This is a genomic window from Nonomuraea basaltis, from assembly GCF_005893125.1.
GTDB classification, from domain to species: domain Bacteria; phylum Actinomycetota; class Actinomycetes; order Streptosporangiales; family Streptosporangiaceae; genus Nonomuraea; species Nonomuraea basaltis.
Window position 1 is genome coordinate 1 of the sequence record NZ_VCJS01000316.1, and the last position, 11,446, is coordinate 11,446.

Genomic DNA, 11,446 nt, shown 5'->3' on the forward strand with positions numbered 1-11,446 from the left:
CACCACCATCTTGGGCCCTTGCCGGGGAGACCAGACCATCTGCCCGCGAAGGAAGGTCTGCCTGCGTCCGGCCCAGACGCCGTTCAGGTAGACGTCCACCTCGGAGGTGCGCGGGCAGCCCAGCGCGCTGTTCTCACCGCCGAGTTCGCTCCACCGCGCACCGATCAGGCCGTAGGGCTGGATGGCGCAGGCGCTCGTCGCGGCCGCCGTGGTGGTCGCCGTTGCGGTGCCGGCATGGGCGGGGACCCCGGCGCACAGCGTTGCGGCCAGCGCGAGCGGGGTGCTGACCGAAAGCGCGCGGCGTAAGGTCACTGCGGTGGATGTACGGCTGGTGCCGGCACTTGCCATGATGCGATCGTCTCGATTCTGGTGGTGAGGCTTCTTCGGGGCGCGCCAAGCGTGCGGCACCCCCGGTGATCGACACGACCGCAGCAGCGCACTGTCGTCCACGTGTCGCGATCATGGTGTGGCCACAGCGGTGATCAGCCAAATCCCGACGGGGAACCGGTAGCCGACGCCGGGCTCGCGGAACCGTTCGAACAGCCGGGCGGCCGCCGCGCGGGCTGCGGCCCGGCCAGGTGGCGCGCTGGCCCGGTAGGCCGCGCCGGCCGGGCCCATCTCGATGAGCCACTCGGCCACCACCTCGCCTTCGTCGGGGGCGTCCAGGGTGACGTCATGTGGCTGGACCGTGATGGCGTCGAAGCCGGCGGCGGTCAGGATGCGCTTCACCCTGCCCGGGTCGGCGAACGCGAACGGGCCGGGCTCATCGCCCATCGGCAGCGGCGGCAGCGGCCCGACATGGGGTGCGGCGCCGAGCGTGGCCGCGGGCAGCCACGGGTTGGCGGCCCCGTCACGGAACACGGTCGCGGCCAGGCGGCCTCCCCGGCGTAGCGAACGCCGGATCGTCGTGCACCCTGCAACCGGGTCTGCCAGCAACATCAGCGCCATGCGCGAGAACACCGCGTCGAACGGCGCGCCCGTCACGGCCTCTACCGTCTCGATGTCCGCCGTGACGAACCGCAGGCCGGGGTGACGTTCGCGCGGAAACCGCTGCCTGGCGGCGGCCACCATCGGCTCGGCCAGATCCACCCCGACCGTTTCACCGCCCGGCCCGGCCGCCGCCGCCAACTCGGCCGTGGTGCCGCCACAGCCGCAGCCCACGTCGAGGATCCGCTCGCCGGGCTTCGGCCGCAGCCAGTCCATCGCCGCCGCGCCCAAGGACCGGCCGGCCTCGTCCTGTCGGTCGGCATGACGGATCCAACCGGGCGCGGCCTGTGTCCAGAAAGCGTGGTTGCGGACCCGCAGGGTGTCGGTGTCGGGCATCAGAACGGCATCTCGGTGCCGTCGACGGTCACCGAACGGAACGCGGCGGCCTTGCCGGGATCGAAGCCCTCGTCCTGGGCGGCCAGGCCGGCCGCGCGGATCAGCCGCTCCGACTGGAACCGGCGGAACGCCTCCTCGCTCTCCCAGATATTGATGATCCGCCAACCGCCCTCGACCGGACCGGCGACGTGGGCGAGCAGCCCGGGGGGACGATCCGGGCCCAGGTGCTTCTCCACCTGCCGGTACTCCTCCTCGCTGACGTCGGGCATCTCCTGGAGCACTCCGAACGGCACCGCACCCACCCCTTTTGATAGAGCGAAACTCTATCTAATAGAGCACTACACTTCGAGCATGGCTGTCAAGAGGCGATATCAGTCAGCGCGCAGGCAGGATCAGGCCCGCCAGACCCGCCGGGCGATCCTGGAGGCCGCGGGCAAGCTGTTCGTCGATCCCGGCTACGCCGCCACACCGCTGACCGCCGTCGCCGCCGAAGCCGGGGTCGCGATCCAAACCGTGTATGCGGTGTTCGGCAGCAAGAGCCAGCTGCTGTCCGAGCTGATCGACGTCACCATCGCGGGCGACGATGACCCGCGCAGCCTGCCCGACCGGCCCTTCGTCGCCGAGATCCGCGCCCTGGCCGACCCCCGGGCCAAGCTCGCCCGCTACGCCCGCCACCTCACCGAGACCCACACCCGCCAAGCAGAGGTGATGCTCGCACTGGCCGGCGCCGCGACCGCCGACTCCGACGCCGCCGCCATCTGGCACAAGAACCTTCAAGACCGCCGACGCGGCATGGAAATGCTCGCCGCCGACCTCGCCGCCACCGGCCGCCTACGGTCCGACCACGACATCGACAGCGCCGCCGACGTCCTCTGGCTGGCCATGGACGTCCACAACTACGACTGGCTCGTACGGCAACGCGGTTGGCCGCCCGAGCGATACCAGCGCTGGTATGTCGACACCGTGGCCGCCGCGATCCTCGACAGCTCAACCTGAAGGCTCTCAAGCCGCTGACACAGCGGTGAGGTGGAAACATCCCCTGCGGGGGATGCGATCTCAGCGGGTAGCGGAGACCAGGCGGGGGTGGCCGAATGTCGAGTTGTCGATGACGGCGTCCATGCGCCCCAGGGGGTCGGCCTCGTCGAGGTAGATGTGCTCGGCCACCAGGTACCGGTTCCGGTGGATCGACTCGGCCTCGGACCCGGCCCAATCCTGATCGCGGGCGGCCCCACGCCGCACCGACAGCTCAGCGTCCACGTCCAGCCAGATCCGGAAATCCCAGTATTCGTCGATCTCGGGCCGGAACGCGAACACCCCGTCCACGATCAGCATCGAGTCCGCGGCGAGCGGCGTCTCGGTGGCCGAATGATCCAGCTGGGTCAGCGGATCGATGCTGCACAGCGCGCACTGCATCGCTTCCGGGGAGCGGCAGGGGCCGAGCAGCAGCCGCTTGACCGCGTCGTAGTCGTACGCGTTGCGGTAGTAGCCCTCGCCCGACTCCCGGTCGTAGAGGTGCCGGTCCTTCCACGGCCTCTTGAAGTCGTCCAGGGATGCGCGGAGCACGGGCCGGCCCGTCCGGGCGATCTCCTCGGCCAGCTCGTGCCCGAAGCTCGTCTTGCCCGAGGCCGTGAAACCGTCGATCCCCACCAGCAGACGCCCACTGCCACACGCCGCGACGCGGTCGGCGATCTGCTTCACCAGGGCGGTGCGTTCCGCGGAGGCCGGGGGTGGACACGGCTGCTGCCAGGTCGACACCGAGTACTGGACCTGTGGACCGATTCCAATGCGCTCATCTGCGCCAGTGGACTGGAGGGGCGATTGATCCGGCATATACCGAACGATACTTCTGCTCGCTCATGCGTCGGCGTGAAACAGTACGCCCGCGTACATTTGGGCGCCATGCGGATCACGAAATACACCCATGCGTGTGTACGGCTTGAGCACGACGGCCGGGTGCTGGTCATCGACCCCGGGACATGGAGCGAGCCCGCTGCCTTGACCGGCGCGGACGCCGTGCTGGTGACCCACGAACACGCCGATCACATCGATGTCCTTCGCCTGGCCGCGCTCGGCGTGCCGGTCTACGCCCCTGCCGAAGCGAACATTCCACGGTTGGAGGTCACCGGGGTGTCCTCCGGCGTGGAGTTCACCGCCGCCGGCTTCCGCGTACGGGCGGTCGGTGGGCGTCACGCGTTCATCTACGGCGGCCGACCGGACTGCGCGAACCTCGGCTACATCGTCGACGAGGCGATTTACCATCCCGGTGACTCGCTGCACGTGCCCGAGGAGCCGATCGAGACGCTGCTGGTTCCGGCCCAAGGATCGTGGATGAAGATGGCGGAGGCGATCGACTTCGTCAAGGCGATCAAGCCGCAGCGGGCGTTCCCGATACACGACGCCCAAATCAACGATCGCGGCCTCGGCAGCGTCAACGGCTGGCTCGCCAAGGAGACCGGCAGCGGCTACCGGTATCTGACGCCCGGCGAATCGGTCTGAGGTCTGAGATGAGGCAACGGGTGGGTGCGCGAGGGGAAGTTACTCGCCGCCCCGGCCGGACCACTTGATCTCGTACGGTGCCAAAGAGATCTGCCGACCATCCACCGTAGCCGTCACGTCCTGATCCGACGTGTTCACCATCACGATCTGACGATCCTGGGCCAGGACCCTCACCCGCTGGTCCGACGACTGCACCTCGGCCAGTCGCGCCCCCGACGGGAACCACTTCGTGAACCCGCTCAGCAACCCCGCCATGGGCATTTCCCCGCCCACCTTGGGCGACCACAAACAGCCCGCGCAGTCCCCCTTGTCCTTCTTCTGCGGGTTCCAGTACAGCGCCGTCGTCACGCCGCTCTTCGCGAGCTCCATCAGCGCCACCGCCTGCACGGCCGTCCGCTTCTCCTCGGTCCATCCCGAGTTCTCCGGCTCCACGTACCACTCGGCCCACCACACCGGCAGGTCGTCGCTCTTCTGCCGCAGCCATGTGGTGATGGCGCTGAACTTCGCCAGGGCCCCGAAGTCGTCGGGGATGTTCCCCTTGTCGTTCGTCATCGACGCGCTGTCGACGACGATGAAGTCCGCGCCCTGCTTGTTGTCGATCCAGTACTCGATCGCGTCCAGCGCCCGCTGGTCGACCGCCCCCCACGGACCGCTCAGCTCGGACTCATCGGAGGCGGATTCGCTCTGTATCGACAGGTACGGCCCCCCGACCTGGATGTTCTTGTTCACCTTCTTCAGCGCCGTGTAGACCTTGTTGTACATCTCGGTGTAGCCCTTGGCGTCCCACTGGTTGGTGGCCGGGTCCCAGAAGCCCTTGAACTCGTTCCACACCATGTAGTGCTTGACGGTCGGGTACTGCTTGGCGACCCGGGTGGCCAGCTTGGCGAAGTCGTCGAAGTGCTCGGGCTCCGGCGCGACCGTGTGGTTCTTGCTCCAGTCCGTACGGCCGGCCTGACCGCCCTTCATCCAGTCCGGCGCGCAGCACAGCGTGATCACGGGCACCGCCCGCGACGACGACATGAACTTCAGCCGCCGGTCGAGGTCGCGGAAGTTGTACTGCCCCGGGCTGGGCTCGGGATTGCCGACCCCCCAGCCCATGATGTGCTGGTTCTGCAGCATCGGGACCCGGCCGAACAAGCCCCTGGCCTGCTCCACGACGCCCTGCGTCTCGTTGGTGACGCTGTACTGGGTGTGCGTGACACCCCAGCGCGGCCAGCTCTCCAGCGCGGGTGGCTGCTCGAGCTCGGGCGCGGGCTCGGTGGGCACCTTCGTGGCGACCTCGCTGCCGGTGAACGCGCTGCGGGGCTTGGATTGGACCGAGGCGTAGACCATGATGCCCGCCACTAAGGCGACCGCGAGAATTCCTGCTCCCAGGGCGATCGGCCAGGGCGATCGCCGGCGCGCGTGTCGGCCGTCGGTCGGAATCACTGAAGGCTCCTCATGAGTCGCGAACCGTAACGACGAGAGCTGACCATAGCGCAGCCCTGATTACGCTAATCGTCCCACTTACAGGTGACTTGTGGACAATCTACGCTGGCCCGCCGCCTGCCCCCGCCGAGTCCGCGAACGGGAGCTCCTACCCCGTGACCTCGCCCAAGGGCGGCCGCTGGCCCCCGGCAGGTCCGGGAACCCCGGCATAACGGTACGGTACCGGCTGCCTGCCAGGCTGGACGATCAGGAGGGTGCCCGGGGTGTCGGTGTAGAAGGCGGATTCGACGGCGGCGGCCACGTCCTCGGCGGTGAGCAGGGGGAACCCGGCGTTGACGAACGTCTCCCGCGACTCGGCCACGAGCGGCGTGTCGGTGAAGCCGGGGCAGACGGCACTGATCCGGATGTTCTGCGCGGCCAGCGGCTCGGCCAGCGCCCTGACCAGGCCGACGACGGCGTGCTTGGTCATGGTGTAGATCGGGTCGCCGGAGAAGCCCACGAGCCCGGCCAGCGACGAGGTGACCACCACGGCGCCGCCGCCGGAGCGCAGCAGCAGGGGAACGGCGGCGCGCACGCCGAAGACCACGCCGTCCACGTTCACGCCCATCACCTGGCGGTAGCGCGCCAGGTCGAACTCCGCCAGGTTCACCCGTCCGGAGATCCCGGCGTTGAGGTGCACCAGGTCCAGCCGCCCGTAGCGCTGCCCGGCCAGCTCGACGGCCTCGAGCGAGGTCTCCTCGTGGCTGACGTCGGCGGCCAGCCAGGCGCCCTCCACCTCCTTGGCCAGCCTCTCGACACCCTCGCCGTCGAGGTCGACGAGGACGCACCTGACGCCCCCCGCCGACAGGCGCCGCGCCGTGGCGGCGCCGATGCCGCTCGCCGCTCCGGTGATCAATGCAACTGTGCTCATGGCGCTCGCTCCTTGCGGGGTCCCGGTTGCGAGGTTCAGTGCTGGTCGAGCATGCGGTGCGCGCGGGAGATCAGCGTCGGTACGGCGGAGCCGATGCGTTCGAAGCCCTCCCCCACGGTCTTACCTTGCCGGAACCGGGCGTGGATACCCTCCACGATGACCGCGAGCTTGAAGTTGCCGAAAGCCAGATAGAACCCGAGATCCGAAATATCGCGCCCCGACACCTTCGAGTAGTGCCCGGCGAACTCGGCGGCGTTCATGAACCCGGGCGCGACCGTCACGTCCCCGGCCACCGGGATCCGCGCCCGCTCCTCGTCCCCCCGGTCGTGCCAGTACGTCAGCGTCAGCCCCAGGTCGGCCAGCGGGTCGCCGAGCGTGGACATCTCCCAGTCGACCACCGCCATGATCTCCAGATCCCCGAGCCGGATCAGCGTGTTGTCCAGCCGGTAGTCGCCGTGCACCAGCGTGCTGGCCGAGCCGGCGGGCAGCAGCTCCCGCAGCCGGTCCACGAGGCGGTAGTACTCCGGCAGATCGGCCGTCTTCGACCGCTCCCACTGCTGGCACCACCGGTCGAGCTGCCTGGCCAGGTAGCCCTCCGGCCGCCCGAAGTCGCCCAGCCCCACCTCGCGGTAGTCCACGGCGTGGATGGCGGCCAGCACCTCGGCCAGCCGCTCCGACAGCCCCCGCGCCTGCTCCGGCGCCGGGTCGCCGAGCTCCTCCCGCGTCCGTACGGCGGCGCCCTCCACGTACCCCATGAGATAGAACGGCGCCCCGATCACGTCCTCGTCGCCGCAGAACGCGACCGGCTCGGGCACCGGCACGGGCGTGGGCGCCAGGGCCGAGATGACGCGCCACTCGCGCCGCATGTCGTGGGCGGTGGGCAGCACGTGACCGAGCGGCGGGCGGCGCAGCACCAGCCGGCGTTCGCGGGCCTCGACCAGATAGGTCAAGTTCGACCTGCCGCCGGAGATGAGGGAGACGGACAGGGGCTCGCCGACGTCGGGCACGTTCCGGCCCATCCACTCGACGAGGCGGGGCCGGTCAATGCCAGGTACGGTCATGGACACACATTAGAACGTCACTCGGTCTCTCAAGGCGAGCCGGGCAGTTGTGTAACGTTCCGGAGCTGCGTGAATGAGCATCAACGAGATCCCTTACTCTAGGGCAGTACACGTCTGCCCTGTCAGCATGCTGGACAGAGAGTGCATGCCGTCAGTAGGAGCCCATGCGCGTCACCCTTGCCCTTCCCCGTGAGCTGGGACAACACGAAGTGAGCCGATGGCGGGCTCTGCAGGACTCAGATCCGGCCTTCGACAACCCCTTCCTGTCCCCAGAGTTCACGATCACGGTGGGCGAACTCCGGGATGTCGTACAGGTCGCCGTTCTTTACGACGGTCCTGACATCGTGGGTTTCTTCCCCTTCGAGCGGCATCCGATGGGCATCGGCAAGCCGGTCGCCGCGGGGCTGACCGACGCGCAGGGGCTGGTCCACGTCAAGGACTTCGAGATCGACCCGCGCCGGCTGATCAAAGAGTGCGGCCTGTCGGTCTACGAGTTCGACCACCTGGTGTCCGGGCAGCCGATGCTGAGCGACCGGAACGAGCGGCACCCGTCGCCGATCATCGACCTGCGCGACGGCTACGAGCGCTACACCGCGTCGCTGAAGGAGCACTCCGGCAAGACGTACAAGACCACCCTGGCCAAGTCGCGCAAGCTCCAGCGCGAGGCCGGCACGATGCGCCACGACTACGCGACCACCGACCTGGAGCCGCTGCACACGCTGCTCGGCTGGAAGACCGACCAATACCGGCGCACGGGGCGGACCGACAGGTTCGCGCACCGGTGGATCGTCGAGCTGGTCGAGCGGCTGCTGGCGACCCAGTCGGAGACCTTCGCCGGGGTGCTCGACATGGTCTACGTGGACGACAAGCCGGTGGCCGGGCATTTCGGGGTGCGCACGCGTACGACGCTGGCCGGCTGGTTCCCCGCCTACGACACCCAGTACGCCCGGTACTCCCCCGGCCTCATCCACCACCTGGCGATGGCCGAGCGGGCCGCCGAGGCGGGGATCGAGGTCATCGACATGGGCCGAGGGCAGAAGGAATACAAGGACAAGCTCAAGAACGGCGAGCTGGAGGTGGCCGAGGGGCGGGTGGCCAGGGCCAGCGCGGCGGCGGGCGTCCACTGGATGATCCGCGTGCCGGTCCGCAAGACCCGCGCCACCGTGATGGCCAGCCCGCTGCTGCTCAAAACCGCTGACAAGGCGTTGAAAACCTACGGGCGCTTCCGTACTGTCATACAGCGGTGAAATCAATCGCAACGCGTACGGGCCGTCACTGTCTGTCGCTCCCCTCCAACCGCCTCGGCCTCTACCTGGCGCTGCGCCATTGGTGCAGGCCCGGGCAGCGGCTGCTCATGTCGCCCATCTCGGCCGACGAGATCCTGTTCCTCGTGCTCGCCGCCGGGCTGCGCCCGGTGATCGCGCCGCTGTCCCCCCGCGACGGCAACATCGACGTCTCCCGCGTCGATCTGTCCATGGTGGACGCCGTCCTGACGACCAACCTGTACGGCCTCCCCGACCACGCCCCGGCCTTCGCCGGGAAGATCCTCATCGAGGACGTGGCGCACGCCATGGAGTCGAGCATCGACGGCCGGCCGCTGGGGACGTTCGGCGAGGCGGCGGTCTTCAGCCTCTCCAAGCATCCGGGAGCGGGCTCCGGCGGCGTCCTGGCCGTGGCGGAGGAGTCCGACCTGCGGGCCCTCGAACGCGCCCGCGACGAGCTGCTCACCCCCGGCTCCTTCAGAGCCGACCTGATCGGCGTGGCCACCTCCATGGCCCGCCAGGCGGCGCTCAAGCTCGATCTCGTACGCCCCGCGCTCGCGCTCATGCGCGCCCTCGGCATGCAGGAGGAGCGCGAGGGCTACCGCATCGCCCTCGACCCCGACGGGCTGGAGCGGGTGCTCAAGGAGGTCCCCGAGCTGCCGCCCTTCGACCCCTGGGTACGCGCCGACCTGCACGACTACCGCGCCCGCCGCGGCCGGCTGGCCCGCTGGTACCAGTCCAGGCGCCTGGCCAAGGTCCCCGCCGACCGCGGGCGCCGGCTGGCGGGCGTCGCCCGCCTGGCCGAGCTGCCCACCGCCGCGCCGGCCGTGCGCGACCACGCGGATCAGCCGCTGTTCCGCGTCCCGCTGCTGGTGCGCGACAGGGACGCGGCCATCGCCGAGCTGGAGCGGCGCGGGGTCGCGACGGGCTACCTGTACGACCCGCCGTACGACGACTACGCGCCCGCCTTCACCGAGGCGTCCCCCGACCCTGCCCCGGCGCGCTGGTGGGCGCGGCACGTGCTCCCGGTCGACCCGGTGTACGCCGACCGCTCACTCGCGGCGCTCCGCGACCTGGAGCCCCCTACGGAGCGTCCGCCCGGACCAGCCGCAGGAACGCCCTCAACCCCGTGATGATCTCCTGGCTGTCGCTCAGGCCGTCCACGGTCTCGTCGAAGCGCCGGGTCATGAGCGTCATCCTGCGCCCCAGGTCGTGGTCGGCCAGCTCCAGCTCATGGCGGGCGGCGGCCAGGTCCTCTCCGACCTGCTTGAGCCCCTCCCAGAGGCGCTCGGTGGAGGCGTTCAGCTCCGTCACCTGGTCGCGCAGCGCGATCACGTCCGCACGCGGGTAGCGGATCTCCTGGCCCAGGGTCCTGACCCGGTCGCGCAGGTGCGACGTGTACGCCCCGATCGGGCGGAATCCGGTGGCGAGCAGGTAGAAGCCGGCGAAGTAGTAGCCCACCTGCGCTCCGGAGAAGTACGTGACGACCGCGATCACCGCGGCGGACACGACGTGACCGGAGACCGCGAGCGCCAGCATGCGGCGGGCGATGCTGCCGGCCTCGTCCTCGCGGCTCGGCGCCACCTCGATGCCGGCCTCCCTGGACGCCTGGATCTCGTGGACCACGTGGCGGGCGGCGAAGCACAGGTTCCACGGCACGGTCAGGATGACGAGCAGCCAGAGCAAGCAGATCGCCCCCACGCCCAGCGAGATGAGGGTGGTCAGCGGCACGCCCGCGTAGAGGACGAGCCAGACGGTGATCAGCGTGACGATCAGCGAGACGAGCAGTAACCACCATTTCATACGTGCCAGCCTGCTCTCCCGGCACGCCGAGCGCGAGAGGCACGGTACTCAGAGGCGCGGGGGCCTGGTACTCAGATCAGGTCCCTGATCAGCTCGGCCAGGATCCGGCAGCCGCGCCTGACGTCGGCGAGCGAGGCGGAGCCGTAGCCGATCACCAGGCCGTGCAGCCGCTCGCGGCCGTGGTGGTGGCGGCCGGTGGAGTCGAGCAGGACGCCGCGCTCCCCGGCCCGCTCGACCACGGCGGGCACTACGGCCGCGGGCAGCTCCGCCAGGACGTGCAGGCCGGCCGTGTCGCCGCGCAGCCGGCAAACGGGCGCGAGGAGCTCGACGACCGCGGCGCGGCGGCGGGCGTACTCGAGGCGCATCCTGCGCAGGTGCCGGTCGAGGTCGCCGCGCTCCAGCAGGGTCGCCACGGCCTGCTGGACGGGCCCGCTGGTGCGGTCGGCCACGCTGCGGCGCAGGTGCGCGATCCGGCCGACCAGCTCGGGGTCGCCGACCAGCCAGCCGACACCGATGTCGGGCGAGAGGGTCTTGGAGAGCGTCCCGAGGAGCACCACCCGCGACGGGTCGAGGCCGTAGAGGGCGGGCAGCGGGGCGACGTCGTAGCGGAACTCGGCGTCGTAGTCGTCCTCGACGATCGTCGCGCCGGTGCTCCTGGCCCAGGCCAGCAGCCGCTCCCGGCGCGGGATCGGCAGCCGCCCGCCCAGCGGGTACTGGTGCGCCGGGGTCGTGTAGAGCACCCGCAGGTCGCCGGGGAGCGCGTCAACGATCACGCCGTCCTCGTCCACCGGGCACGGCACGACCTCGGCGCCCCGGGCCGCGAACACGGTCCGCGCCACGTGATAACCCGGGTCCTCGACGCCGGCCCGGGCGCCGGCGCCGAGCAGGGCCATGGCGCACAGGTCAAGGCCGTTGCCGGTGCCCCGGGTGACCAGGATGTTCTCCGGGCCGACGGCCATGCCCCTCGCCCGCCGGAGGTGGTCGGCGAGCAGCTCTCTGAGGCGCGGCAGGCCGTGCGGGTCGGGGTCGGCGCCGGGCGGCAGGTCGGCGGCCTTGCGCCAGGCGCGCCGCCAGGCCGCCCGGTCGTAGTCGCGTACCCAGGGCTCGCCCGCCGTGAGGTCGATCCGGCCGGCCGGGGGCGCGGGCGGGGCCGGGACATACGG

13 protein-coding genes are annotated in these 11,446 nt (G+C 70.2%); 4 read left to right on the forward strand and 9 right to left on the reverse strand.

Going from position 1 to position 11,446, the window contains the following annotated elements; genetic code table 11:
- The 3 genes from EJK15_RS62915 to EJK15_RS62925 all read right to left on the reverse strand — a co-directional run.
- On the reverse strand, nucleotides 1-312 hold a 312-nt coding region (locus EJK15_RS62915; protein WP_420847177.1), incomplete at its 3' end, for an LGFP repeat-containing protein.
- 147 nt (nucleotides 313-459) lie between these two features.
- Complete coding sequence (locus EJK15_RS62920; RefSeq protein WP_138719858.1) at nucleotides 460-1,323, reverse strand: class I SAM-dependent methyltransferase; 864 nt, start codon at nucleotides 1,321-1,323, stop codon at nucleotides 460-462.
- Nucleotides 1,323-1,616: a hypothetical protein gene (locus EJK15_RS62925; protein ID WP_138719859.1), complete on the reverse strand. Its 294-nt coding sequence runs from the start codon at nucleotides 1,614-1,616 to the stop codon at nucleotides 1,323-1,325. Before EJK15_RS62925 ends, EJK15_RS62920 begins: the two co-directional genes overlap by 1 nt.
- A 58-nt stretch (nucleotides 1,617-1,674) precedes the next feature.
- On the opposite strand from EJK15_RS62925, the gene EJK15_RS62930 reads away from it, so the two are divergent.
- A complete protein-coding gene (locus EJK15_RS62930) occupies nucleotides 1,675-2,319 on the forward strand; it encodes a TetR/AcrR family transcriptional regulator (protein ID WP_138719860.1) in 645 nt (214 codons plus the stop codon).
- Between the two features lie 60 nt (nucleotides 2,320-2,379).
- On the opposite strand, the gene EJK15_RS62935 is transcribed toward EJK15_RS62930, so the two are convergent.
- Entirely contained in the window at nucleotides 2,380-3,078 is a 699-nt protein-coding gene (locus EJK15_RS62935) for a nucleoside/nucleotide kinase family protein (RefSeq protein ID WP_240777989.1), read from the reverse strand.
- Between the two features lie 144 nt (nucleotides 3,079-3,222).
- On the opposite strand from EJK15_RS62935, the gene EJK15_RS62940 reads away from it, so the two are divergent.
- Nucleotides 3,223-3,819 carry an MBL fold metallo-hydrolase gene (locus EJK15_RS62940; protein ID WP_138719862.1) on the forward strand — a complete coding sequence of 199 codons (597 nt, stop codon included), beginning with the start codon at nucleotides 3,223-3,225 and terminating at the stop codon, nucleotides 3,817-3,819.
- A gap of 39 nt (nucleotides 3,820-3,858) precedes the next feature.
- Here EJK15_RS62940 and EJK15_RS62945 read toward each other — a convergent pair whose 3' ends face one another.
- The 3 genes from EJK15_RS62945 to EJK15_RS62955 all read right to left on the reverse strand — a co-directional run bounded on the left by EJK15_RS62945 (nucleotide 3,859) and on the right by EJK15_RS62955 (nucleotide 7,218).
- Entirely contained in the window at nucleotides 3,859-5,247 is a 1,389-nt protein-coding gene (locus EJK15_RS62945; protein WP_240777990.1) for a GH39 family glycosyl hydrolase, read from the reverse strand.
- Between the two features lie 148 nt (nucleotides 5,248-5,395).
- The gene (locus tag EJK15_RS62950) at nucleotides 5,396-6,157 is read right to left on the reverse strand and encodes an SDR family oxidoreductase (protein ID WP_138719863.1); all 762 of its coding nucleotides are present in this window, start codon (nucleotides 6,155-6,157) and stop codon (nucleotides 5,396-5,398) included.
- 35 nt (nucleotides 6,158-6,192) lie between these two features.
- Nucleotides 6,193-7,218 carry a phosphotransferase family protein gene (locus EJK15_RS62955; RefSeq protein WP_138719864.1) on the reverse strand — a complete coding sequence of 342 codons (1,026 nt, stop codon included), beginning with the start codon at nucleotides 7,216-7,218 and terminating at the stop codon, nucleotides 6,193-6,195.
- Nucleotides 7,219-7,382: 164 nt separating this feature from the next.
- On the opposite strand from EJK15_RS62955, the gene EJK15_RS62960 reads away from it, so the two are divergent.
- Nucleotides 7,383-8,465: a GNAT family N-acetyltransferase gene (locus EJK15_RS62960; protein ID WP_171075300.1), complete on the forward strand. Its 1,083-nt coding sequence runs from the start codon at nucleotides 7,383-7,385 to the stop codon at nucleotides 8,463-8,465.
- Nucleotides 8,462-9,613: a DegT/DnrJ/EryC1/StrS family aminotransferase gene (locus EJK15_RS62965; RefSeq protein WP_206062071.1), complete on the forward strand. Its 1,152-nt coding sequence runs from the start codon at nucleotides 8,462-8,464 to the stop codon at nucleotides 9,611-9,613. Before EJK15_RS62960 ends, EJK15_RS62965 begins: the two co-directional genes overlap by 4 nt.
- On the opposite strand, the gene EJK15_RS62970 is transcribed toward EJK15_RS62965, so the two are convergent.
- Entirely contained in the window at nucleotides 9,564-10,283 is a 720-nt protein-coding gene (locus EJK15_RS62970; RefSeq protein ID WP_138719865.1) for a hypothetical protein, read from the reverse strand. The genes EJK15_RS62965 and EJK15_RS62970 overlap by 50 nt on opposite strands.
- Nucleotides 10,284-10,354: 71 nt before the next feature.
- Nucleotides 10,355-11,446: aminotransferase-like domain-containing protein (locus tag EJK15_RS62975; RefSeq protein ID WP_138719866.1), on the reverse strand; the 1,092-nt coding region annotated here is incomplete at its 5' end.

Bases quoted from the DNA above. Each gene is read 5' to 3' on its own strand.
- EJK15_RS62920 (WP_138719858.1), bottom strand. From the start codon at position 1,323: ATGCCCGACACCGACACCCTGCGGGTCCGCAACCACGCTTTCTGGACA.
- EJK15_RS62930 (WP_138719860.1), top strand. From the start codon at position 1,675: ATGGCTGTCAAGAGGCGATATCAGTCAGCGCGCAGGCAGGATCAGGCC.
- EJK15_RS62940 (WP_138719862.1), top strand. From the start codon at position 3,223: ATGCGGATCACGAAATACACCCATGCGTGTGTACGGCTTGAGCACGAC.
- EJK15_RS62950 (WP_138719863.1), bottom strand. From the start codon at position 6,157: ATGAGCACAGTTGCATTGATCACCGGAGCGGCGAGCGGCATCGGCGCC.
- EJK15_RS62955 (WP_138719864.1), bottom strand. From the start codon at position 7,218: ATGACCGTACCTGGCATTGACCGGCCCCGCCTCGTCGAGTGGATGGGC.
- EJK15_RS62960 (WP_171075300.1), top strand. From the start codon at position 7,383: ATGCGCGTCACCCTTGCCCTTCCCCGTGAGCTGGGACAACACGAAGTG.
- EJK15_RS62970 (WP_138719865.1), bottom strand. From the start codon at position 10,283: ATGAAATGGTGGTTACTGCTCGTCTCGCTGATCGTCACGCTGATCACC.